Source organism: Micromonospora sp. DT68 (assembly GCF_049847245.1).
GTDB classification, from domain to species: Bacteria; Actinomycetota; Actinomycetes; order Mycobacteriales; family Micromonosporaceae; genus Micromonospora; species Micromonospora profundi.
In genome coordinates this window covers 79,380-103,171 of sequence record NZ_JBNCNZ010000009.1, presented here as the reverse complement: position 1 = coordinate 103,171, position 23,792 = coordinate 79,380, and the positions used below count along the sequence as shown (strand labels likewise).

The window sequence follows — 23,792 nt, the reverse complement described above, 5'->3', positions numbered from 1 at the left end:
CCGCCTTCTGCGGCCCGGCCGGTCGGTCATCTGCCGGCATGTCGGTACGGAACGCCTGTGGATCAGCCGACCAGCAGTTGGTGGGTGGCCAACTCCCTGTAGAGCGGGTCGGTGGCGGTCAGTTCGGCGTGGGTGCCCACGGCGCTCACTCGACCGCCGTCGAGGACGACGATCTGGTCGGCGTCGACCACCGTGGCGAGCCGGTGCGCCACGATCAGCAGGGTCCGGCGGACGGCCACCGCGTCGATGGCGCGGCGCAGGGCTGCCTCGTTGCGCGCGTCGAGGTTGCTTGTCGGCTCGTCCAGCAGCAGCACCGGAGGGCTGGCCAGCAGCGCCCGGCCGATGGCCAGCCGCTGCCGTTCGCCTCCGGAGAGCAGTACCCCGCCCTCCCCCACCTGCACGTCCAGGCCCTGCGGGGTGCGGTTCGCCAGGTGGCTCAGGTTGACCTCGTCGAGGACCTGGTGCAGCCGCTCGTCGGTGGCGTCCGGGGTGGTGATCAGCAGGTTCTCCCGGAGCGTGCCGGCGAGCACCGGGGCCTCCTGCTCGACGTAGCCGAGCCGGGCCCGCAGCACGTCGCGGGGCAGTTCCCGCACGTCGGTGCCGTCGATGCGGACCGCGCCGGCGCTCACCTCGTAGAAGCGTTCGACGAGGGCGAGCAGCGTCGACTTGCCGGCGCCGGAGGGCCCGACAAGCGCGGTACGGGTGCCGGCCGGCACCGCGAAGCTGACCTCGTGCAGGACCTCCTGGCCGCCGGGGTAGCCGAACCCCACCCGGTCGAACTCGATCATCGGGGTGGGCTGGCGCGGGGTCGCCGTTGCACCTCCGGGCATCGGCCGGTCCGCCGCGCCCTCGGCGGGCACGGCGAGGATCTCCTCGATCCGTTGCAGCGCGCCCAGGCCGCTCTGCAACTGGGTGTACGCGTTCAGCACCTGGGCCAGCGGCAGAGCCAGGAAGAACAGGTACATGACGAAGGCGACCAGGTCGCCCACAGTGATCGCGCCGGCGGCCACCCGCGCCCCGCCGATGCCGAGCACAAGCAGGAAGGCGCCCTGCACGGTGACCGTGCCGATCGGGCCGACCACCGCCTGCACCCGGGCCACGCGCAGGCCCGCCGAGTACGCCTCCCGGGCGCTGCCGGCGACGGTCTCCGTCTCCCGGGCCTCGGCGCGGCTGGCCCGGATGGTGCGGGCCGCCGAGATGGCCCGCTCGACCGCCGAGGTCATCTCGCCGACCCGCTCCTGCGCGGCGCGGGCCAGTGCCCGCACCCGGCGGGCGAAGGTGGCCGCGAAGCCCAGCCCCAGCCCGACCCCGAGCAGGGTGACGCCGAACAGCAGCGGGTCGAGAAGCACCATCGCCGTGCCGGCGCCGACCACCATCACCGCACCGGTGACCGTCTCGAAGAGCCCGGAGGTGACCACCGCCCGCAGCAGCGTGGTGTCCGAGCCCACCCGGGAGAGCAGGTCACCGGTGCGCCGGCTGTCGTACTCGGTGATGGGCAGCCGCAGCAGATGCGCGGCCAGGCGCCGACGGGTGGTAAGCACAAGTCCCTCGGCGGTGCGTTGCAGCAGGTAGTTGCGCAGTCCGCCAATGGCCGCGCCGAGCAGCACCAGCACCACGAGCACCGCTACCAGCCGGGACACGCCCTGGCCGTCGGTCACCCGGTCGAGCACCGACCGGGTGAGCAGGGGCTGGGTCAGCGACGCCGCGGCGCCGGCCAGCGACAACAGGCCCACCACGACGAGGGTGCCGCGGTGTTCCCGAAGGTACGGCAGCAGGGCGGTCAGACCGACGGGACGGTCCTTCGGGGTGCTGCCGTCCTTCGGGGTGCTCATGCCGGGAACGGTAGCCCGCCGACGCACCCGAACAGCGCGCCGCGGCGACGGATCACACTGCCAGCACCACCTGCAACTCCTGGCGGCGGCGCTCGGCGAGGTCGGTGAGCAGGGTGGCCGCGTCGTCGAACGGCACCACCGCCGAGACCAGGTGCTTGCCGATGGCGTCCCCGTACGCCCGCAGCAGGTCGATGGTCTCGGCCGACAGCCGTTCGCGGTCCCAGGTGGGCGCGAGCCCGCGCGGGACCCTGCCGATCTGGGCGCAGCGCAGCGCCAGCCCGTTGTGGTGGAACTCCTCGCCGAGGCGGACCGCGTCCGCGCCGCCCTGGTAGAAGGCCAGGTCGATCACGGTGCCCTGGGGGCGCAGCAGCCGCAGCGCGAGCTGCAACGCCCACGCCTGACCCCGGCACTGGAACACCACGTCGGCGCCCCGGTCACCGGCGGTGTGCGCCCACCGGGTCTTGAGGACCACCGCCGGGTCGTCCGCCTCCGGGTCGAGGGTTTGCAGGCCGAGCGCCTCGGCGACCTGTCGGCGCTGCGCGGTGGGGTCGAGGACGACCACTGAGGCGGCGCCGTGCCGCCGGGCCAGCAGGGCGGTCAGCAGCCCCACCACGCCAGCGCCGATCACGGCGACCCGCCGGCCGCGTACGCCGTCGCCGAGTGACCGGACGTCCGGGCCGTGCAGGTCGGCGGCGGCGTGCAGCAGGCCGTTGGCGCAGATCGGGCCCATGTGGGCGACGTACACGCCGAGCAGCGGGTCGAGGTCGTCGGGCAGCGCCACGAACCGTTCGGCGACCGGGTCGGCGAGCCAGCCGGTGCGGTGCCCGTACGTCATGGCGCCTACAGTGCCCACGGCGACCGCCGGGGTGGCGCTCTCCACCACCCGGCCGACCTGCATGTAGCCGAGCCGGGTGACCGGGTACCTGGTGCTCGCCTCGCCCGGCTGGAACAGGCCGAGGTCGGCGTTCCAGGTGACGTGCAGGTACGGGTTGGTGCCCTTGACGTAGCTCAGCTCGGTGCCTGCGGAGACGCCGCTGAACAGGGTCTCGACGCGGAACGTGCCAGGGCGCAGCTCCGCCGCCTCCTGCTCGACGATCTCCACCCGGCCCGGCGCGCTGACCGTGACGACCCGCTCACGCATCGACTGTCACCCCCGTGGTGAGCAGCGCCGACTCGGCCGGCGCGGTGAGCCGTACCGTCGCTCCGGTCCGCGCCGAGTCGGCCACCGCGAGGGCCAGCCGCTGGGTGCCGAGGGCCTCGGCGTACGGGACGCGCACGTCATCGCCGATGCCGCGTACCGCGTCGACGAAGGCGCGGTCCACCGCCACCCGGGCGGCCTCCGGATCGGCGGGCAGGTGCCGTTCGCCGTCGGCGTCACGGATCGACAGGCCGTCCTCGGTGAGCGACAGGGCCAGCCCGTCGGCGAGGATCTCCAGCCCGGCCCGGTGCTTCCAGCCCAGCACGCAGGCCGCGCTGAGGGTGCCGACCGCGCCGTCGGCGAAGCGCAGCGCGGCGGTGGTCACCGAGTCGATGTCGGCGCCGTCGACCGGCGGTGGCGTGCCGTTGCCGTACGCGGTGACCTCGGTGACCTCGCCGGCCAGCACCCGAATGAGGTCCAGTACGTGCGCGGCCTGCTCGACGACCGGACCGCCGGAGCGGTCCCGCACCGACCACCAGGCGACCGGCGGAACCTTGTCCAGCCAGGCGCCGCTGACCATCCGAACGGGACGGTCGGCGAGCAGCTCGCGGGCCTTGTCGACAACGCTCAGGTAGCGCCAGTGGTGCCCGACGGCGGTACGCAGCCCGCGTCGGGCGACGAGGTCGGCGATGCGCTCGGCGGTGACCAGGTCGACGGCGACGGGCTTCTCCACGAACATCGGCACACCGGCGTCGATCACCGCCTCCTCGGCGGGGCCGTGCGCGAACGGTGGCACGCAGACGTACACCGCGTCCGGCGCGGCGGCCAGCAGCTCGGCGACGTCGCCGTGGACCTGCCCGCCGTGCTGCGCGGCCAGCGCCGACGCCGCCTCCGGCAGCACGTCGGTCACCCCGACGAGTTCGACGTCGTCGAACCCGGACAGCACCCGGGCGTGGCGCTGTGCCACTCCGCCCGCGCCGATCAGACCCACCCGGCATTTCCGCATTCAACAACCTCTTTCGAGAACGTTTCTCCTTCGATGGGAGCAGTCCCCTGGGGTGTGCGCAATCAAACGTTCATGCCCCGGGAACGCGACAATGTCACCACCGTGATCAAGCTGTTGCTCCGGAAACGGTTAGCGCGTGGTGGCGAGTGGGAAGAAGCACTGTCGCTATTTCCACGCACGAACAAAGGGGGTGCCCGTGCGGGATACGACCGTGTCACCGGTGGTGGAGGCGTGGGCCACGTACCGGACGACCTCGGCAGCGGACTGGCCGGCGCGCCGGCTGCTGCGTGCCAAGGGGGAGAGCCGGGTCAGCGTGGTGCTGCCGGCGCGCAACGAGGAGGCCACGGTCGGAGCGATCGTGTCGACCATCCGCGAGCACCTGATGGACCGGGTCGCCCTGGTCGACGAACTGATCGTTGTGGATTCGCGGTCGACCGACCGCACCGCGCAGGTGGCGCGGGCCGCCGGCGCGGAGGTGGTCAGCCAGGACGTGATGACCCGCGGGCTACCCCGGCTCACAGGCAAGGGCGACGCCCTCTGGGCCGGGCTCGCCGCCGCCGAAGGGGACGTGGTGGCGTTCATCGACGCCGACCTACGGGAGTTCCGACCGCACTTCGTGAGCGGGCTGCTCGGCCCGTTGCTCACCGACCCGTCAGTCGATTTCGTGAAGGGCTTCTATCACCGGCCCCTGGTGGGCACGGCAAGCGTGGAACCCGACGGCGGCGGTCGGGTGACCGAGTTGATGGCCCGCCCGCTGCTCAACCTCTTCTGGCCCGAGCTGGCCGGCTTCGTGCAGCCGCTCGCCGGTGAGTACGCCGGCCGCCGCGACGTGCTGGCCCGGGTGCCGTTCGTCTCCGGGTACGGGGTGGAGACGGCAATGCTGATCGACCTGCTGGACCTTGTCGGCCTGGACGCGTTGGCGCAGGTCGACCTGGGCGAACGCAAGCACCGTCACCAGGACACGGCGGCCCTCGGCAGGATGTCCGCCCAGATCATGCTGACCGCCTGGTCCCGGTTGCAGCGGCGCGGCTGGGCGGCGCCCGGCACGGTGCCGGAGGCCCTGTTGACGCAGTTCCGTCGGGGCGGGTCGGACACCCTGCCGAACCTGGACCGCGAGATCGTGGTCAGCGACGTGTCCATCGAGGAGCGTCCGCCGCTGGCGGAGCTGCGTCACCGGGTGCCGCGTCGACGGGTGGCCGCCGCGTGAGCGCGAGGAGTGAGCCGATCTCGCGAGCCCCGCAGGCGCGAACCAACGGCACCGTGAGCACGACAGTGCGGCGCGGGAGCGCCGCCATACCGAAGGGCGGAATCCGATGAGCCTCACCGTGCTGATGAACGCCGGCCCGTGGCTGTCGGTGCCCCCACCGGGCTACGGCGGCATCGAGAACGTCATCGCCACCCTGGTGCCCGAGCTGCGCCGACTCGGCGTACGCGTGGTCCTCGCCTCGGTGCAGAGCAGCGCCCTGCCGGTGGACGAGAAGGTGTCGGTCTTCGCCGACGGGCAGTTCGCGTCGCTGCAACGGCCGTACAACCAGGTCTGCGGAATCGCCCAGGCGCACCTCGCCGGGGTGGTCCGCGAGCTGCACGCACGCGACGACATCGACCTGGTGCACGACCACGTGGAGGCGGTGGGGCTGGCCACCCTCGCGGCGATGGGGCCGTCCGGGCCGCCGACCCTGCACACCCTGCACTGGGATCTCGCCAAGCACCCCGACCTGTACGGGAGCCTGGACGGCGGCGACCGGGTCCGGGTCAACGGCGTCTCCGCCTCTCAGCTGGCCCGTGCCCCACTGGCGCTGCGCGAGCACTCGGTGGGTCACGTGCACCTGTCCACCCCGCTGGCCGTGGACGCCGACCGCCGGCCGCGACCCGACAAGGGCGAGCACCTGCTCATCCTGGGCCGGATCAATCCGGGCAAGGGGCAGGACGTGGGCGCCCGGCTCGCGCAGCGGGTCGGTTTCCCGCTGGTGCTGGCGGGCCCGGTCGGCCCGTACCATCGCCCGGCCGACCTGGCGGCGGCCGGCGACGAGGCCCGGCAGAACCCGGACGTGCGGTTCTTCCTCGACGAGGTCGCCCCGCACGTCGACGGTGATCTGGTCCGCTGGGTCGGCACGGTGGCCGGTCAGGAACGCGACGACCTGCTCGCCAGCGCCCGCGCATCGCTGTTTCCGCTGCGCTGGGAGGAGCCGGGCGGCACTGCGGTGGTCGAGTCGCTCGCCCTGGGCACGCCAGTCGTGGCGACCGCGCGGGGCTGCCTGCCGGAGCTGATCGAACACGGCCGCACCGGGCTGCTCACCGCCGACGAGGAGGAGTTGGCCGATCTCGTCCTGGCCGCCGACCTTCTCGACGCCGACGAGTGTCGCCGGGTGGCCGCGCAGCGGTTCACGCCGGCGGTGATGGCCCAGCGCTACGTCGAGCTGTACGAACGGGTCCGGGAGCTGGCCAGCGCGCCGCGCCTTCAGCCCGTCTGACCTGCCCGTACCACTTGCTGCCGCCGAGGGCCTGACCGCCGTCGGCGGCAGCGGCGCGTGTGCGGGCCGGTTTGGTCCGGCTCAACGTCGGGTAGTTCGCAGATCCCGACACACCAGCCGAAGCGAGGTTCCATGTCCGACCGGATCGTCTGCGAGGTGCGTGACGCGGCGCCGGTGGCGGTCGTTCGGCTCAGCGGTCCGCTGGATCTGGGCACGATGCGCACCGTTCACCAGGCGCTGGGCGCCGCGCTGGCCACCCAGCCGGAGGCGCTGGTGGTCGATCTCACCGACGTCGCGGTACGGGATCGGTTGGCGCTGTCGGTCTTCGCGGCGACGGCCCGGAGGGCCGAGGAGTGGCCTGCCGTGCCGGTGGTGCTGTGCGCTCCGCCACCGGTCGCCGCCCGCTGGCTGGCGGAGTCGACGACGTGCCGTGTGGTGCCGGTGTCAACGGACTGCGCGGAGGCCACCCGGCTCGCGGGCGCGGCCACGTCGTTCCGGGTCCGGGCCCGGTTCGAGCCGGTGGCCGAGGCCTGCCGGCGGGCCCGGGAGCTGGTGGGCGACGCGTGCGCGCGGTGGAACCTGCCGGACGCCGCCGGTCCGGCCGCCCTGGTGCTCAGCGAGCTTGTCGGCAACGTCGTACGGCACGCGGGCACGCCCATGCAGGTGACGGTGACCCTGCGCCGGCCGTACCTGCATCTGGCAGTGGTGGACGGCAGCGGCGCGCCGGCCCAGCCCGCCGAGGCCAGTCTGCGAGCCGAGGGTGGTCGTGGGCTGATGCTGGTCCGGGAGCTGGCGCAGCGGTGGGGCAGCGTGCCGGCGGGCCAGGGCAAGGCCGTCTGGGCGATGCTGCCCGCGACCTGACAGTTCGGGGCGCTTCCACCGGTACCGGCGATCTGACCGAAATTACCGCTCTCGCCTGGTTTTATGGTGGGAGGGTCGGGTAGGTACGCCCGTCCTTTCTGCCGTCACGACGGGGTGAGAATGCCATGCCCAAGCGGGTAACCACGGAACCCGGTCGAGATCGGGGCCCGGCGATCCTGGCGCCGGCCCGCTTCGGGGGCTTCCCCGGAGCGGTACGGGCACCGGTCCCCGGCAACTCCCTGATCAGGTTTCTCGGCACCACCGACCACAAGCAGATCGGCATCCTGTACCTGCTGACGTCGTTTGCGTTCTTCCTGGTGGCCGGGCTGGAGGCCATGCTGATCCGGGCCGAGCTGGCCCGCCCGGGGATGCAGATCCTCTCCGCCGAGCAGTACAACCAGCTCTTCACCTCGCACGGCGCGGTGATGCTGCTGCTGTTCGCCACCCCGGCGGCCTTCGGGTTCGCCAACTACATCGTGCCGATCCAGATCGGCGCGCCAGACGTGTCGTTCCCCCGGCTCAACGCGCTGGCCTACTGGCTGTACCTGTTCGGCGGCCTCATGGTCATCGGCGGATTCCTCACGCCGCAGGGCTCGGCGGACTTCGGCTGGACGGCGTACACCCCGCTCAGCGACGCCTCGAACAGCCCCGGCGTGGGCGCGAACATGTGGGTGCTCGGCCTTGTCGTCTCCGGCCTTGGCACCATCCTCGGCGCGGTCAACCTGATCACCACGATCCTGACCCTGCGCGCGCCCGGGATGACGATGTTCCGGATGCCGATCTTCACCTGGAACATGCTGTTCACCAGCCTGCTGGTGATCCTTGTCTTCCCCCTGCTGGCCGCCGCGCTGCTGGGGCTCTCGGCCGACCGGCTGCTCAACGCGCACGTCTACGACGCGGCCACCGGCGGCCCGATGCTCTGGCAACACCTGTTCTGGTTCTTCGGCCATCCCGAGGTGTACATCATCGCGTTGCCGTTCTTCGGCATCATCACCGAGATCATCCCGGTGTTCTCGCGCAAGCCGATCTTCGGCTACACCGGGCTGGTGCTGGCGACCGCCGCGATCACCGTGCTGTCCATGACGGTGTGGGCGCACCACATGTTCGCCACCGGCCAGGTGCTGCTGCCGTTCTTCAGCATCCTCAGTTATCTGATCGCGGTGCCCACCGGCGTGAAGTTCTTCAACTGGATCGGCACCATGTGGAAGGGCCAGCTCACCTTCGAGACACCGATGCTGTTCGCCGTCGGCTTCCTTGTCACGTTCCTGCTCGGCGGGCTCACCGGGGTGCTGCTGGCCAGCCCGCCTGCCGACTGGCACACCCACGACAGCTACTTCGTCGTGGCGCACTTCCACTACGTGCTCTTCGGCACCGTGGTGTTCGCCCTGTTCGGTGGCTACTACTTCTGGTGGCCGAAGATGACCGGCCGGCTGCTCGACGAGCGACTCGGCAAGGCGCACTTCTGGACGATGTTCATCGGCTTCCACGGCACCTTCCTCGTGCAGCACTGGCTGGGCAACGAGGGGATGCCCCGCCGGTACGCCGACTACCTGCCCAGCGACGGTTTCACCACGCTCAACATGATCTCCAGCATCTCCGCCTTCGTCCTCGGCCTGTCCACACTGTTCTTCATCTACAACGCGTGGAAGTCCTGGCGCTACGGGGCGATGGTGACGGTGGACGACCCCTGGGGGTTCGGCAACTCCCTTGAGTGGGCCACCACCTGCCCGCCCCCGCTGCGCAACTTCGACCGGATGCCCCGGATCCGCTCCGAGCGGCCGGCGTTCGACCTGAAGTACGGCCCGTTCGTCGCCGACCTGGGCCGCGACCTGCCCCAGCGCACCACCAAACCGCCGCAGCACCTGGCCGACGAGATGCACCTCGAACACCACGCGCCGGAGTCGCCCGCCCGCGAGGGCGCGCACGGCGCGGCCGAAGCAGCCGCGTACCAGCCGGCGCCGGAGTCGGGTGCCCGGCCGGTGGACGTGCCGGAGCCCGAGGACGTCCGCCGACCGAGCTTCGAGAACAGCGACGCGCCGCAGGACCCCGACGAGGCGCCGGGGCCGCACGAGCGGTGGCGGCACCCGCACAGCGACGGCGAGACCGGGGAACGCTGACACACAGGTACACGAGCGAGGGCCGACACCGCGCTGGTGTCGGCCCTCCTTGCTTGCGTACGGTCGCGACCGCCGCCCGGTCAGTCCCGGGCGGGCGCCATGCCGGCGGCGGTGAGCGAGCGGCGTACCGCCGGCTGCACCCGGGTCAGCCGCAGCGGCACGCCGGTGCGCTCCGCGGCGTCCCGCCCGGCCATCAGCGCGGCGATCCCGCCGGCGTCGAAGCCACCCGCGCCCACCAGGTCGACGACGACCTCGCTCGGCTGGCCGGTGACCGCCTCCAGCATCGCGCGGCGCAACTGGTCGGCGCCGTCCCGGTCGATCTCGCCGCCGACCTCCACGACCACCCGGTCGCCGTTCTGTTTCACCGAGATGCGGGTCTTGCCCGGGTCCGGCTCGGCCGCGCCGTTCTGCCACGGCGGCGGCGCGTCGGCGAGCATCGCCTGCCGCAGCCAGGTCAGCGCCCGCGACAGCAGCCGGGAGACGTGCATCTGCGAGATGCCGAACCGGGCGGCGATCTCCGCCTGGGTCTGGTTGCCGTAGAAACGCATGGCCAGGATGCGGCGCTCCCGCCAGGGCAGCCGGTGCAGCAGCCCGCTGACGGTCACCCTGTCGTCGACGGATTCCAGCGCGTTGTCCGACTCGCCGACCAGGTCACCGAACTCCGCGGAGCTCTCCCCGCCCACCGGCGCGTTCAGCGACGCCGGGCTGTAGCCGGCAGCCGACTCCAGCGCGGCGAGGATCTCCGCCTCCGGCGTCTCCAGCCGGGCCGACAGCTCGGCCACCGACGGCGCCCGGGACAGTTCGCTTGTCAGCGCGGCGGTCGCCTGCCCCACCTCAAGGATCAGGTCACGCAACCGCCGGGGTACGTGCACACCCCACGTGCGGTCCCGGAAGTGCCGCTTGATCTCCCCGACGATGGTGATCGCCGCGTACGCGGTGAACGAGCCTCGTTCCGGGTCATACCGGTCGACGGCGTTCACAAGCCCCAGTCGGGCCACCTGCTCCAGGTCCTCCAGCGGCTCTCCGCGCCCCCGGTACCGGCGGGCCAGCCGACCGGCGAACGGCAGCGCGAAGCGGACCAGGTCGTCCCGTGCCTCCTGCCGCCGCTCCGGCGGCAGCCCTTCGATCCGGGCCGCGTACGCCAGTGCCGCCGCGTCGAGGTCCTCCAGACCACGCTCGGTGGGTGGTGGAGTGGTAGTGGTGCTGGTCGTGCCCGTGCTCGTCTGTCCGAACATCCGCGCCTCCCTCAGGAAGGTCCCCCGCCCGGATCGGGAAACCGGTCGTGCGCGTGGTCGAGCCACGCACCGGGCCGGAAAGTGGGTCAGTGACTGGGATGCCAGCGGGCGACACCGCCTTTGCGCAGCGCAATCAGGCCGTCGCAGTCAGCGATGTTCCCGCTCCGTAGGTACTCAATCACGGGACCCCGGGTTCGCGAGGAAGTTTCGGCGTGCTCCGCCTCAGGAGACCAGCAACCCCTGGTGGCTGCCGCTGTCGCGGAGCACGGAGAGTGCCTCAGCGGCCCCCAGCGGGGGCGGAACGGGCAGGTCGTACGGCTGGGCGCGCAGCACCTCCGTCGCCCGGCGGGTGGGCACCGACGTCACCGGATACCCCCGGGCGGTGGTCCGGTCCAGGGCACGACGCCGACGGCCGAAGCCCGCCACCGCCAGCCACTGCGGCAGCCCGGCCAGGGCGGGCGAGCGGACCCCGGGCGGCTCGGGCAGGACGTCCACCGAGCTGAACGCCTCGCTGCCGGCCAACCACCACTCCGCCTCGTCCACGCTGCGCCGGGTGGCGTTCTCGCACCAGTACGGCACCAACCCCGCCCGCACCACCTGCCACGGGTCGAGCAAACGGCCGCACTCCACCACGAGCCGGTCACCGGTCTTGCCGGCGTCGCGCAGCCACCGCCGGTACAGGTCGGCCACCGCCGCGCTCAGCGCCGCCGGTCGTGGCACCAGCACCCGGTGCAGCGGATGCTGGTGGCGGGCTGCCCAGTCCCGGCTGGCCAGCTCGAACCCCGAGTCGGTGCCGTGCTCGGCGTCACCGGACGGCACGGACACCTCCGGCGGCTCCCAGCGGGCGGCATCCCCGCCCACGGAACGCAGCACCTGCCGCAGTGCGTGGCTGTCCCTGTGGAAGTCCACCGGGTCCAGTCCGCTGGACGGGCATCCGACCTGGAAGCTGTGGCCGGGACCGCGCTCCAGCACCGGCCAGCTCCGCGCGTCGCGTACCAGCACGACGGGGGCGCCCGCGCTCAACCGGTCGGTAAGGAACTGCGTGTACGCGGCCGGCAGCGTCCGCCAACGCGCCGCCAGCGACACCGTCACCCCGCTCAGCGACCCCCGGCTGGCCGGGCAGTGCACCTGGCGCAGGTGCAGGTCCGGGTTGCCGGCGTGCAGCCGGGCAGCGAGCGCCCCACCGTGCTCCAGGGCCTCGGCCGGGCGGTCCACGGCGCCGCCGGGCCACTGCGCTGTCATCTCGAAGCCTGTCGGCAGCCACGGCACGCCGAGGGCCACCGCGAGGTGCGCCGCGGCGCCGTGCGGGCCGCCGAGAAGCACACCCGGGTACTGCCCCCTCGGGTACTGGTCGACGAACCAGCGCGCCACACGCGCCCCGTCCACCTCGTCGACCTGGCCGTCGGTGAGCACGACCCGGCCGGCGGCCCGGGTGGCCACCGCGCGGCGTACCGGCTCGGGGGCGCCGGGGAAGCGGGACATCGGCCCGGCCTGACCGAGATCGGCGCAGTCCGCGCCGCGCAGCGCCCGTGCGGTGGCGGCGACCAGCACCCGGGCGGCGCTGCCCACGGCCACCACCCGGTCGCCGGCCAGACCGGCACCATTGGCCGTGAGCCCCTTGCGCACCGTGTGCACCGGCTCCACCTTGCCTCGTTCGCTCACCACGCGGCCCGGCTTCCCGTCCCGATGGGGTTCAAACGGCACATCACCCACCCGGCGGCACGAATCCACAGGTCGGCGGGCTGCGCCGGTCATCCGTGGCGTTGGCCGACGATCGCCCCCGCACGGCGGCAGCGGGCTTGCCAGGGCCGTCGGGTCCCGGGCGACCGCACCGGTTTCGACGCGGCCGGGGCGGGCACTTCCGGGGCCATGAGCACCGACGACGCCAGCGAGTTGCCCGCCGCCACGATCACCCCGTACCAGGACGGACCGCTGCTGGTCCGTGGCGACTTCGCGCTTGTCACCCCGGACGGCGAGCGGATCGACGCCCGCCGGGGCACTGTGGCGCTGTGCCGGTGCGGCAAGTCGGCGCTCAAGCCGTTCTGCGACGGCACCCACAAAATGGTCAACTTCCGTGCCGGCACCGCCCGCGAGCACTGACCGTCGAAGGCCGCTGAGCTGGCCGGCGACCGGGGACCGCTCCAGACCGGGGTACTGGCACGCGGGACCCGCAGGGGCCGCCTCGCGATCACGCCCGCCCGAGCCCGACCGGGCGCGCTCCCGCCGCCGCAGCGCCGGGAGGAAGGTAATGTCCGCGTCCTTTGCACTGCTTCAACCCACGCAACACTTACGCCCCCGCTCTGTTGCGTGGGGGTAAGCAAAGCAAAGGAGACGCGCAGGGGGTGCCGGGGGCGGCCCACGACAAAGGACGCGCAGGGGATGCCGGGGGCGGCCCACGACAAAGGACGCGCAGGGGATGCCGGGGGGCGGCCCGCGACACCGGCTGAGCGCTGTCAGGCGACGACGGGCTCGGCCGGCAGTGCCCGCGCGCCGGAGACCGCCCCGGCGAGCGAGATGGACGCCGGCGCGGCCAGGGCGGCGGGCGGCGGGGCGGGTGAGCGCAGCGAGCTACGGCCGGCCGCCCAGCTGTCGAGCAGGTGCGCGGCAAACAGCCGGTCCACGGCGAGCGCGGCCGCGGCGCCGAAGAGCACATCGCCGGCCAGCGCCGGCTCCGCCCGGACCAGACCGCCGCACAGGTCGTGCGCGGCGATCTGCTCGTGCACCGCGTCTGCCTCCACGTGCTCGTCGTAGAAGCGGGTGGCCACCTCGTCCAGGCCGAGGCGGCGCAACCCGTTGCCGTACCGGCGGTTGGGCAGCGACGACGTCATCTCGAAGGCCGCGAGGTGCCCCAGCAGCGCCCCGCGCAGCCGCCGGTGCAGACCGAACAGCGACATCAGGTTGTTTGTCGCAAGGGTCACGGCGGGCACCGCGTCCAGGTGGGCGCCGTAGTCGGTGTCCATGCCGAGCCTGCCCAGGGTGCGCCGGAACAACTCGGCGTGCATCCGCTCCAGCCGGCCGTTGCCGTACTCGTCGGCCTGGATCTCGACGAGGGCGGCCTTGGCCGGCCCGCCGAGGCGGGGCAGCGCCCAACTGTGCGGGTCCGCCTCGCGCAGGTGGTACACGGAACGGTGGGCGACGAACTCACGGAACTGGGCGAGGTCGGCGTGCCGTTGCAGCGTACGGGCCAACGGCGGGCCGTCGTCGGCCTCGACAAGCGCGGCGAGCCCTGCTGCCACTCCGCCGGGCGGCACCGGCTGCGGTCCCACCAGCCGGCGCAGCGCCGCCTCGAAGGGACGCTCGGCGCGGGCCCGCAGGGCCAGCAGCGTCGGCTGCCACTCCCAGCCCTCGTCCACACCCCGCCAGCCGCGGTAGTGCAGCTCGTAGCAGAGGAACAGGGTCAGTTGCAGGTCCTCGTCGGTGAGCGCGTCGGCCGGGTCCAGGTCGGCGCCGAGGGCGGACGGCAGGTCGTGCGGCGTACCCCGCAGAGCACCGGTCACGGCGGCGGACAGCGGGCCGCGCGGTTGCGGCAGAGGCGCAGGACCGTAACGGCGGTCGGCGGGCTCCGACATGGGACCTCCAGCATCATCAGGGCCGCTACTGATGCCCTGGTCGGATGCGCCTAAACGACATCCTGCACGGCCACGGCCTGCTCCACCTGCTCGCGTATCCGCCGGGCCGGCTCCCCCTCGGCGTACAGGCCGCGCAGGTCGGCGAAGGCCGGCTCCGGCGGGGCCAGCGCCACGGCGGGGTCGACCACCGCTTCGAGTACGCACGGACGGTCCGCGGCCAGCGCCTCGTCCCAGGCCGCGCCGACCAGCTCCGGTCGGTCCACCCGCACGCCGTGCAACCCCAACAGCCGGGCCCATCCGGCGTACGGCACGTCGGGGCGGCGGGTCGTCGTATCAGGTGACACCGGTCGGCCGCCGCCCATGCCGGACTGGTCACGGTTGTTGAGCACCAGCACCACAAGCCGTGGATCGGCCCACTTCTGCCAGTGGTGCGACACCGTGATCAGTTCGGCGAGGCCGTTGAGCTGCATGGCGCCGTCACCCACAAGCGCGATGACGGGCTTGTCGGGCGTGGCGAGTTTGGCGGCCACCGCGTACGGCAGGGCGCAGCCCATCGAGCCGAGCGTGCCGCACAACTGCGCGTTCACCCCCGGTGGCAGGACGAGGTGCCGGGCGTACCAGAACAGGACCGACCCGACGTCGACAGCTACCGACCCGACGTGCGGGATCCGGTTGGACAGCTCCTGGAGCACCAGTTGCGGATTGACCGGCTCGGCGGGCTGGGCGGCCCGGTCGGCGGCATCTGCCCGCCACCTGTCGACAGCGCCCTGCACTGTGGTCCGCCACTGCTGGTTGGGCTGGCCCTGCACCCGGGCCAGCAACGCCCGCAACGTCTCGGCGGCGTCGCCGACCAGCGGCACATCCGCCGGATAGCGGCTGCCGATCCGGGTGCCGTCGATGTCGATCTGCACGGCACGGACCTGGTCGGGCATCGGGAAGTAGTCGATCCACGGGTCGTTCGTGCCGACAAGCAGCAGCGTGTCGCAGCCACCCATCAGCTCCGCCGCGGCCGGGGTGCCGACCTCACCGAGCACCCCGGCGTGAAAGGGCAGACGCTCGTCGAGGACCGGCTTGCCCAGCAGTGACGTGGCCACACCGGCGCCCAGCCGATCGGCCAGCTCGATGATCTCCTCGGCCGCGCCCCGGCCACCCTGACCCACCAGGATCGCTGTGCGCTGACCGCTGCCCAGCACCTGCGCGGCGGCGTCCAGGTCCACCTCGTGCGGCAGCACCCGGGCCAGCGGCTCCCCCGGCGTCGCGGTGATCACACCGGCGCCCAGCGACTGCAGCTTGGGCACCACGGCCTCCTGCAGATGCCGGGGCAGCACCACACAGGTGGGGCTGCGGGTCGCCGCCGCCGTACGGAACGCCTGGTCCAGCAGGGACGCCACAGCTTCCGGGCTGCGGGCGTACTGCACGAACTGGTTGCACACGTCACCGAACAGTCGACTCAGCCCGATCTGCTGGTGCGCGCCGCCGAGCGGACCTGTGATGTCCTCGCCGACGATCGCCACCACCGGCTTGCTGTCCAGCTTGGCGTCGTAGAGGCCGTTGAGCAGCTGCACAGCGCTCGGCCCCTGGGTGGCCAGGCAGACCCCGATTCCGCCGGTGAACTTGGCGTGCCCGGTGGCCATGAACGAGGCCGTCTCCTCGTGCCGGGCCGGGATGAACGCCGGGTCGCCGCCGGAGTTGTCGAGCGCGTCGACGAGCGGGGCGATCGCCGCGCCGGGATAGCCGAACACGCGTGGCACCCGCCAGGCGCGCAGTCGCTCCACAAGGAGGTCGGCGACGACGCGCTCAGCCATTGCCCCGCCCCGGCGTGCTCGCGTCGACGTACCGCAGGACCGCACCGACGCCGTCGGTCAGGTCGGGCGCCTCGTCCGGGCCGAGCACTGTCAGCGCCGCGTCGGTGCCGACCAGCGCCCGCACCAGCGCCGCGTCGGCGCGTACCCGCTGCGGGTCGTCCACGCTCATGGCGGCGAGCTGGCCCCTGTCGACGGCGATCTCGGTCGGCTCCGCGCCGATCCACAGCTCACCGTTTGCCGACGGATCGTCCACGATGAGCATCGTGTCGACCTGGTTGCGTTGCAGGGCCGAGACGACAGCGTCGAGGCCGGCGCCGACGTCCTCCTGCACGCCGAACCGGTCCAGCGCGGCGGTGATCCGCTGGTCGGCGACCTCGGCGATGGTCTGCACCGTGAGGTCGTCCAGCAGCGTCTGGTCCGCCCCGCCGGCCCGTGAGCCGGCGTCGGTACGCACCATCGCGTCCTGCCAGCGCTCGGGCATCTGCGCGGCGATCATTCCGGTGGCGCGGACGTCACCGGCGACGACCACCACCTCCGCGCCGACCTTCTCGGCGAGTTCGACTGTCGCCGCCGTGACGTCGCCGGCGTTGTGGTGCCACGCCTCCATGGCGGCCCTCTGGTGGTGCGATTGGGACCAGCCGCCAGGCTGCACGCGACGCAGCGGGAAGCTGTCCCGCCCGGAGACGTGCGCCCGTCGGGGCACCCCTCCGGCGCTGATCGCTATCGCGTCGGCGCCGGTGCGGTCGGCCAGGACCCGTACCCATGCCACCTGCTCGCCGCGCTGGGCGAGCAGCGGCATCACGTGTGGCAACGGCCCGAAGCTCGCCAGGTCGCGCAGCGGTGGCGCGGAGAGGTACTCGGAGAGCACCACCCGGCCGTGGCTGGCGAAGACCGCGAGGCCGTAGTCCCCGGCCATCGGGTCGTGGCCCCGGATCACCCGGTCCAGCGCGGCGATGCTCGGCTCGTCCGCGCCCTGTTCGGCAAGGCTGCGTTCGAGGGCACGCCAGCGCAGATCAAGCGCGGCATGGGCGTCCTCCGTGTCAGCGGAGGCGTCCAGGTACACCGAGCACCACGGCCCGGGTCGGTCGTAGAGCGGGCGCAGGAAGGACAGCTGCATGCTCGACCCCTTTCCAGCTCGACCCCCCGCTTACCCGGGTCGCCCGGGATGTCACCTCGCGGCCGTGACCCCGTGACCAGGTTTCATTCACGTCGTTCAACCGGCGAAATCGATACGATCAGTGAACACACGCGGACTCTCGGTGGTGGAAATGGACAGCGGCCTCGATACACGTCGGATCGTTCACCCGACGGAACGGATCGTCACCGGGCGGTTGGTCCGCCTCCTGGATGGCTACACCCGCGAGGTACGCATCGGTCAACCGGTGCTCGTCGCGGTGCTCACCGCCGCGGCGTTCGCCCGGCTGCCCGCTCTGCTGTTGCGCTCCCTCTTCTCCTTCGGCGGCGGCGGCACCAGGCGCCGCTGGAAGGAGCTGAAGAAGGGCCCGGAATACCTCGTCACGCCGGTACGGCTGCGCAACACGGCAGGCCAGCTCTGCGAGGTGGAGCTGCACGGTCATCTGCCGCAGAGCGCCCTGCACCCCGCCGACCATGTCCAGCTCACTTTGCGCGCGCAACGCGACCCGGATCTGCCGCCCCGGATCGAGCGGATCGTCAACCTCACCACCGGGCAGCTGCTCACCCCGCGTACCGCCACGCTCTGGTCCCACCTCGGCCCGCCGCTGCTGTTGCAGGCCCTGGTGGGCGTACTCCTGCTCGCCGGTGTGACGGCCTGCTCCGCGCTGACCTGACCGGGACGGGCACGCCTGGACTGGCTGGTCAGCCGACCGGGGTGGGCTCGCGGGTGGGTCGGTCGACGCTGCCGAGCATGCCCCGGCGCTGGGCCCAGCGCTCGAAGACGATCGTGGCGAACGGCGGCACGGCGCAGGCAAGGGCCACGACGGTGGCCGGGATGCTCCACCGATGCAGGCGGGCCATGGCGAGGACCAGCAGGCCGTACGCGACGAAGAGGCCGCCGTGGATCGGGCCGAAGATCTTCACGCCCAGCTCGTTGTCCGGCGGGCCGTACTTGACGGCCATCCCGACGAGCAGGGCCAGCCAGGAGCAGGCCTCGGCGATCGCCGCCGCGACGAACAGCCGGGTCACCTTTTCGCGCATCCGCACGCCACCACCTCTCGCGCGGCAATGGTAGCGGCGCCGCTGGGTCACCTCCGCACGGACCACGCGAGCGCGACAGGGATCACCAGGCCCGTCAGTGGGTAGGAAAGGCGCGTCGGGTCTTCCCCCGCCCGCACAGCCGTGCAAGGTTAGGGGAACCAGCGGTGACAGGGTGGTGACCATGGGCGAAGATGTCGGCGTACGCACCTTCAGTCGTGAGGACCGGGCCCGCTACCGCGAAAAGGTCCGCAACTGCCTCGACGTCTTCGCCGAGATGCTGCGCGAGTCGCGGTTCGACATCGACCGGCCCATGTCGGGGTTGGAGATCGAGCTGAACCTCGTCGACGAGGCCTCGGACCCGGCGATGCGCAACGCCGACGTCCTGGCGGCGATCGCCGACCCGCACTTCCAGACGGAGCTGGGCCAGTTCAACATCGAGATCAACGTGCCGCCGCGCCGGCTGACCGGCACCGGCACCGCCGATTTCGAGGAGGACGTGCGGGCCAGCCTCAACGCCGCGGAGGAGAAGGCGCGGGCCATCGGCGCCCACATGGTGATGATCGGAATCCTGCCGACGTTGCGGCCCGAGCACCTGACCGCCGACACCCTCTCGGCGAATCCCCGCTACAAGCTGCTCAACGAGCAGATCTTCGCCGCCCGTGGCGAGGACCTGCCCATCTCCATCAGCGGGGTGGAGCGGTTGTCGGTCACCGCCGACACGATCACCCCGGAGGCGGCCTGCACCAGCACCCAGTTCCACCTCCAGGTCAGCCCGGCGCAGTTCGCCGACTACTGGAACGCCGCACAGGCCATCGCCGGCATCCAGGTGGCGTTGGGCGCGAACGCGCCGCTGCTGTTCGGCCGGGAGCTGTGGCGCGAGACCCGCATCCCGCTGTTCCAGCAGGCCACCGACACCAGGCCGGAAGAGATCAAAGCCCAGGGGGTACGACCGCGAGTCTGGTTCGGCGAACGGTGGATCACCAGCGTGTTCGACCTGTTCGAGGAGAACGTGCGCTACTTCCCGGCGCTGCTGCCGGTCTGCGACGCTCAGGATCCGGCGCAGACCCTCGCGGCCGGCGGGGTGCCCAACCTGTCCGAGCTGCGGCTGCACAACGGCACGATCTACCGCTGGAACCGCCCCGTGTACGACGTGTCGCGTGGCCGCCCGCACCTGCGTGTGGAAAATCGGGTGCTGCCCGCCGGCCCCACAGTGCTGGACACGATCGCCAACGGCGCCTTTTACTTCGGACTCGTCCGCGCCCTCGCCGAGTCGGACCGGCCGCTGTGGTCGCAGATGTCGTTCAGCGCCGCCGAGGAGAATTTCAACAGCTGCGCCCGGTACGGCATCGACGCCCAGGTCTTCTGGCCGAGTCTCGGCTACCTTCCGGTCACCGAGCTGGTGCTGCGCCGACTGCTGCCGTTGGCACACCACGGCCTGGACCGCTGGGGCCTCGACACGGCAGAGCGCGACCGACTGCTGAGCATCATCGAGCAGCGCTGCCTGACCGGCCGCAACGGCGCCACCTGGCAGGTGGCGACGCTGCACCGCCTGGAGTCCGCCGACCACCTCGACCGGCCGGAGGCGCTACGCGAGGTGGTCCGGCACTACGTGACGCTGATGCACAGCAACCGCCCCGTTCACGAGTGGCCGATCCCCTAACCTCCACCCGCCCCCGTCCCCACCCGCCACTCCCCCAGGGAGCACAGCGCGGGGCACGGACACGCGCGCGGGGCACGGGCCCGGGGCGCGCAAGATCGTCTCGGTTTCATTGAAATCGGGGTGTCCCAGTGGGGTAGACAGCCCGATTTCAATGAAACCGAGTGGATCATCGTAGATATCTCGGCAGGTGGGAGAGATTTACCGGACTCTGGTACGACCAGCCGACCACGGGCGGCAGCGGACGACGTGTAGACGCGGTCCGATGACGGAGCATGCACGGGCCCACGACGGCAGGCGCGCCCACCAGGGGCAGTCACGGGCGATGGACGGCGAGCGGCGGGCGAGCAGGCACCGCGCGAGCGGGCGACGCGGGCCCGCGACGAGCGGGCGACGGGCCCGCGACGAGCGGGCGACGGGCCCGCGACTGGCGGGCGAGCTTCTCTCGACCGGAGGGCCTGCGGGTGCGCTGGTCAGACTTTGAGCAGCACCTTCGTACACTCGTCCTGCTTCTTCTGGAAGATCTTGTAGCCCTTCGGGGCGTCGCGCAGCGGCATGCGGTGGCTGACGACGAAGCTCGGGTCGATCTCGCCGCGCCGGATGCGTTCCAGCAGCGGCCGGGTGTAGCGCTGGACGTGACACTGGCCGGTACGCATTGTCAGTGACCGGTTCATGAACGCGCCCATCGGGAACTTGTCGACGACGCCACCATAGGCGCCGATGACTGACACCACTCCGCCGGAGCGGCAGGCGAGGATCGCCTCGCGCAGCGCGAACGGACGCTCCGTCTCGGTGCGGGTGGCCTGCTTGGCCCTGTCGTACGCGTAGATGGCGGCGTTGCCGTGGTGGCCCTCCAGTCCGACGGCGTCGATGCACGCGTCGGGTCCCCGGCCGGCGGTCAGTTCGTTGAGGGTGTCGAGCACGTCGGTGTGCTCGTAGTTGATCGTCTCGGCGCCGGCGTGCTGTTCGGCGAGGCGCAGCCGGTACGGGAGCCGGTCGATGACGATGACCCGTTCGGCGCCGAGGAGGCGGGCGCTGGCCGCGGCGAGGAGCCCCACCGGCCCGGCACCCCAGACGGCGATGACCTGCCCGGGTTTGATGTCGCACATCTCGGCGCCCATCCAGCCGGTCGGGAACACGTCGGCGAGCGTCACTGCCTGGTCGTCGGGGATCTCGTCGGGCACCTTGAGCGGTCCGATGTCGGCGAACGGCACCCGGGCGTACTCGGCCTGGCCGCCTGCGTACCCGCCGAGCAGGTGGGAGTAGCCGAAGATGCCGGCCGGCGAGTGGCCCATGACCTTCTCGGCGATGCCGGCGTTGGGGTTGGAGTTCTCGCAGACCGAGTAGAGGCCACGTTGGCAGGAGGAGCAGTGCCCGCAGGCGATCGGGAAGGGCACCACGACGCGGTCGCCCGCTTTGAGGTTGCGAACCTGCGGGCCGACCTCGACGACCTCGCCCATGAACTCGTGTCCGAGGATGTCGCCCTTGCGCATCGCCGGGATGTAGCCGTGGTAGAGGTGCAGGTCGGAGCCGCAGATCGCGGTGGTGCTGATCTTCACGATCGCGTCGCGGGCGTTCATCAGCTTCGGGTCGGGCACGTCGATCACCTTGACGTGGTCGGTGCCCATCCAGGCGGTGGCCTTCATGCGGGATCCCCTGAGGTGTGTCGCGGTCAGCGGCGGGTGTCGGGCAATGGTTGGGCCGGGCGCTGCATGACCTGCTGGCGCACGGAGATGCCGTTGGGGCTGCCGTCGGAGCGGACCACCTCGCCCGCCTCCAGCATCTGCTTGAACCGGCGTAGGTCGTCGCGGACCTGCTGCTCGGGTTCCTCACCGAACAGCTTCGCCACGGCGCGGCCGAGCGACCCGGCGGGCGGCGCGTAGGCGAGCTGCACGCGTACCTCGGTGCCCCGGTCGCCCGGCGCCGGCAGGAAGCGGACGCGACCGGCGTTGGGCACCTGGGCGCCGGGCATCGACCGCCAGGCCACGGACCGGTTCGGCTGATCGTCGATGATCTCGGCGTCCCACTCGATGTGCCGGCCGGCGGGGCCGCGGGCGATCCAGTGCGAGCGGCGCAGGTCGTCGGCACGCACCGACTCCAGGTGGGCCATGAACCGGGGCAGGTTCTCCAGGTCGCGCCAGAAGCGGTACGCCTCGGCGGGCGAGCGGTTGACGGTGACGCCGAGACTGATCCGGATCATGCGGTCGCGGGCGCGGCGGGCACGCGTCGCGGCGACGGCGACGGCGAGGTCGACGGCGGTGATGCCGGCGATCACTGCGGTGGTCAGCGCGAGCCGTCGGCGTCGCTCGCCACGACGGTGCGCCAGCGCCCGACCGAGCAGCGACAAATCCAGCGCGTCGCCGGCCACCCGGGTCCATACCCAGCCCCCCGGATGGCGGCCGGCGACCAGGGCTGCGCCGTGCGAGAGCTCCCGCAGACCGACAGCTCGGATGATCGCCACCGCCGCCGGGGAGTCGTCGACCCCGGTGAGGCGGGCAAGGGGGGTGGGTTCGGCCAGCGCGCCGACGCCGAGCGCGAGGCTCAACCAGCCCAAGGTACGTGGCAGGGCTTTCCTGGGTGGCGACCCGTCCAGCTCCGGTAGGCGTACCCCGTCGACATGGTCCACGTCCGGTCCTCTCCGCTCGGCGTGCCCGCCGGCGGCGCGGCGGCGCGGCGGTGGTGCCGCCACCGTGACGCTATGCCGTAGCCCCACCTCCGGTGTCCGTTTCTGCCCAGAACGCCTCCCCGACATGAGCGTCTTGACGTCACCTTGGCGACACGACACGCACGCATCGGGGCTGGGTCGCTACGGTCGGGCTGCCGCCACGCTCCGGAAGGGACTCCGTCATGAGCCGTGCCTCGGTCCGTCTGATCGCCATCGCCTCCACCGTCGCACTCCTCGCCGTCGAGGCCATCGCACCGCCCGGCGCCCACGCCGCTCCCCCGCTGCCGGCGGCGTCCGCCACAGCGGCCACGACGTCGAAAACCGCCACGCCCGGCGGTGTACGGAGCGTGGTCCGGGACGCCCGCACCGGAGCACCGGTCCCCCGGGCCTGTGCCGCACTCGTTCCCGTCGACCTGGTGGCGCTGACCTCGGTCATGCTCGGCGAGGAACAGTCCGGCCGCCACGCCGGCTGCACCGACGAGCAGGGAAATCTGAGCGTCGACGGGGTAACGCCCGGCCGCTACCGCCTCCTGGTCCGGCCGTCCGACACCGCCCGGCACGGCTCGCAGTGGGTGGGGCGACACGGCGGCACCGGCGAGCGGGAGCGCGCCCAGGTGATCCAGGTGCGCGGGGGCGCGGTGACCAGGGCCCCAGAGGTACGCCTCGACCCGCCGGGCACGATCGTCGGGGTGGTGACCGACGCGGCCACCGGCCAGCCGATCTACGGCGCCAGCGTGCTTGTGGTGCCATTCCTTCCGCATCCCAAGTACGGCGACAACGGCGTCCTCACCGACGAGCAGGGCCGCTACACGGTGACCGGTCTCGGGCCGTACCACTGGCCGTTGCAGTTCACAGCGATCGGGCGGGCCACCCAGTGGTCCGGCGGCGTGGCCAACCGCCTGCTGGCCCGGCCGGTGCGGGTACGCAGCGACCGGACGGTGACGGCGAATCAGGCGCTCACCGCCGGGACGGTGGTCAGCGGATCGGTCCTGGTCGACGAGTTGGCCACCTACGCCCAGGTGGTGGCCTTCAACACGGTCACCGGTGACCTGGTCGGCGTGGCGGACGCCGGTAGCTCGTACACGCTGCGTCTGCTTCCGGGGCAGCGGGTGAAGCTGCGGTGCGACTGTTCGTACCGGCTGCCGGAGTGGCACCGCGACGCCGCCGGCTTCGACACCGCGACCCCCGTGCCTGTCGGACGGGCGCCTGTCGTGGTCGACTTCGACCTGGGCTGATCCGTTAGGTCCGGCGTCATATCCTG

Annotated in this window: 19 protein-coding genes; 8 read left to right on the top strand and 11 right to left on the bottom strand. The window is 72.3% G+C overall.

The window, feature by feature from the left end:
- Window positions 1-62: 62 nt before the first annotated feature.
- From ACPXB1_RS18245 to ACPXB1_RS18235, 3 genes are read right to left on the bottom strand one after another with little or no spacing between them, the layout of a single operon-like run.
- A complete protein-coding gene (locus tag ACPXB1_RS18245; protein ID WP_425735572.1) occupies window positions 63-1,832 on the bottom strand; it encodes an ABC transporter ATP-binding protein in 1,770 nt (589 codons plus the stop codon).
- 52 nt (window positions 1,833-1,884) lie between these two features.
- Entirely contained in the window at window positions 1,885-2,973 is a 1,089-nt protein-coding gene (locus ACPXB1_RS18240) for a zinc-binding dehydrogenase (protein WP_425735571.1), read from the bottom strand.
- Window positions 2,966-3,976, bottom strand: a complete 1,011-nt coding sequence (locus ACPXB1_RS18235; protein WP_425735570.1) for a Gfo/Idh/MocA family protein — start codon at window positions 3,974-3,976, stop codon at window positions 2,966-2,968. The genes ACPXB1_RS18240 and ACPXB1_RS18235 overlap by 8 nt, the downstream gene beginning before the upstream one ends.
- Window positions 3,977-4,199: 223 nt before the next feature.
- On the opposite strand from ACPXB1_RS18235, the gene ACPXB1_RS18230 reads away from it, so the two are divergent.
- The 4 genes from ACPXB1_RS18230 (at window position 4,200) to ctaD (ending at window position 9,425) form a co-directional block, all read left to right on the top strand.
- Entirely contained in the window at window positions 4,200-5,183 is a 984-nt protein-coding gene (locus ACPXB1_RS18230; RefSeq protein ID WP_425735595.1) for a glucosyl-3-phosphoglycerate synthase, read from the top strand.
- 106 nt (window positions 5,184-5,289) lie between these two features.
- The gene (locus ACPXB1_RS18225; RefSeq protein WP_377674000.1) at window positions 5,290-6,447 is read left to right on the top strand and encodes a glycosyltransferase; all 1,158 of its coding nucleotides are present in this window, start codon (window positions 5,290-5,292) and stop codon (window positions 6,445-6,447) included.
- A 132-nt stretch (window positions 6,448-6,579) separates the two neighbouring features.
- Complete coding sequence (locus ACPXB1_RS18220; protein ID WP_425735569.1) at window positions 6,580-7,308, top strand: ATP-binding protein; 729 nt, start codon at window positions 6,580-6,582, stop codon at window positions 7,306-7,308.
- 125 nt (window positions 7,309-7,433) lie between these two features.
- On the top strand, window positions 7,434-9,425 hold the full coding sequence (gene ctaD / locus ACPXB1_RS18215; RefSeq protein WP_425735568.1) for a cytochrome c oxidase subunit I: 1,992 nt from the start codon (window positions 7,434-7,436) through the stop codon (window positions 9,423-9,425).
- An 80-nt stretch (window positions 9,426-9,505) separates the two neighbouring features.
- On the opposite strand, the gene ACPXB1_RS18210 is transcribed toward ctaD, so the two are convergent.
- Both ACPXB1_RS18210 and ACPXB1_RS18205 read right to left on the bottom strand, forming a co-directional pair.
- Complete coding sequence (locus ACPXB1_RS18210) at window positions 9,506-10,660, bottom strand: SigB/SigF/SigG family RNA polymerase sigma factor (protein ID WP_355594867.1); 1,155 nt, start codon at window positions 10,658-10,660, stop codon at window positions 9,506-9,508.
- Window positions 10,661-10,882: 222 nt separating this feature from the next.
- Window positions 10,883-12,286 (bottom strand): hypothetical protein, encoded by a 1,404-nt coding sequence (locus tag ACPXB1_RS18205; RefSeq protein ID WP_355595069.1) that lies wholly within the window; start codon window positions 12,284-12,286, stop codon window positions 10,883-10,885.
- Window positions 12,287-12,529: 243 nt separating this feature from the next.
- Between ACPXB1_RS18205 and ACPXB1_RS18200 the strand changes: the two genes are divergently transcribed.
- Window positions 12,530-12,760, top strand: a complete 231-nt coding sequence (locus ACPXB1_RS18200; protein ID WP_355594869.1) for a CDGSH iron-sulfur domain-containing protein — start codon at window positions 12,530-12,532, stop codon at window positions 12,758-12,760.
- 353 nt (window positions 12,761-13,113) lie between these two features.
- On the opposite strand, the gene ACPXB1_RS18195 is transcribed toward ACPXB1_RS18200, so the two are convergent.
- The 3 genes from ACPXB1_RS18195 to ACPXB1_RS18185 are packed head-to-tail and all read right to left on the bottom strand — an operon-like array spanning window position 13,114 to window position 17,151.
- Window positions 13,114-14,229 carry an iron-containing redox enzyme family protein gene (locus ACPXB1_RS18195; RefSeq protein WP_425735567.1) on the bottom strand — a complete coding sequence of 372 codons (1,116 nt, stop codon included), beginning with the start codon at window positions 14,227-14,229 and terminating at the stop codon, window positions 13,114-13,116.
- A 50-nt stretch (window positions 14,230-14,279) separates the two neighbouring features.
- A complete protein-coding gene (locus ACPXB1_RS18190) occupies window positions 14,280-16,034 on the bottom strand; it encodes a thiamine pyrophosphate-binding protein (protein WP_355629568.1) in 1,755 nt (584 codons plus the stop codon).
- Complete coding sequence (locus ACPXB1_RS18185) at window positions 16,027-17,151, bottom strand: Vms1/Ankzf1 family peptidyl-tRNA hydrolase (RefSeq protein ID WP_355594874.1); 1,125 nt, start codon at window positions 17,149-17,151, stop codon at window positions 16,027-16,029. Before ACPXB1_RS18185 ends, ACPXB1_RS18190 begins: the two co-directional genes overlap by 8 nt.
- Window positions 17,152-17,293: 142 nt before the next feature.
- On the opposite strand from ACPXB1_RS18185, the gene ACPXB1_RS18180 reads away from it, so the two are divergent.
- Window positions 17,294-17,842: a hypothetical protein gene (locus ACPXB1_RS18180; protein WP_355595070.1), complete on the top strand. Its 549-nt coding sequence runs from the start codon at window positions 17,294-17,296 to the stop codon at window positions 17,840-17,842.
- Window positions 17,843-17,870: 28 nt separating this feature from the next.
- On the opposite strand, the gene ACPXB1_RS18175 is transcribed toward ACPXB1_RS18180, so the two are convergent.
- Window positions 17,871-18,209 (bottom strand): DUF3817 domain-containing protein, encoded by a 339-nt coding sequence (locus ACPXB1_RS18175; RefSeq protein WP_355595072.1) that lies wholly within the window; start codon window positions 18,207-18,209, stop codon window positions 17,871-17,873.
- 181 nt (window positions 18,210-18,390) lie between these two features.
- Here ACPXB1_RS18175 and ACPXB1_RS18170 point away from each other — a divergent pair, with 181 nt between their 5' ends.
- The gene (locus ACPXB1_RS18170; RefSeq protein WP_355594876.1) at window positions 18,391-19,869 is read left to right on the top strand and encodes a glutamate--cysteine ligase; all 1,479 of its coding nucleotides are present in this window, start codon (window positions 18,391-18,393) and stop codon (window positions 19,867-19,869) included.
- A gap of 470 nt (window positions 19,870-20,339) precedes the next feature.
- Here the strand turns inward: ACPXB1_RS18170 and ACPXB1_RS18165 are convergent, their stop codons facing one another.
- Together ACPXB1_RS18165 and ACPXB1_RS18160 are read right to left on the bottom strand one after the other, a co-directional pair.
- Window positions 20,340-21,512: a zinc-dependent alcohol dehydrogenase gene (locus tag ACPXB1_RS18165; protein ID WP_355629567.1), complete on the bottom strand. Its 1,173-nt coding sequence runs from the start codon at window positions 21,510-21,512 to the stop codon at window positions 20,340-20,342.
- Between the two features lie 26 nt (window positions 21,513-21,538).
- Window positions 21,539-22,555, bottom strand: a complete 1,017-nt coding sequence (locus ACPXB1_RS18160; RefSeq protein ID WP_355594880.1) for an SRPBCC family protein — start codon at window positions 22,553-22,555, stop codon at window positions 21,539-21,541.
- Window positions 22,556-22,713: 158 nt separating this feature from the next.
- On the opposite strand from ACPXB1_RS18160, the gene ACPXB1_RS18155 reads away from it, so the two are divergent.
- Window positions 22,714-23,766, top strand: coding sequence for a carboxypeptidase regulatory-like domain-containing protein (locus ACPXB1_RS18155; RefSeq protein ID WP_355594881.1), 1,053 nt, complete (start codon window positions 22,714-22,716; stop codon window positions 23,764-23,766).
- Window positions 23,767-23,792 lie beyond the last annotated feature (26 nt).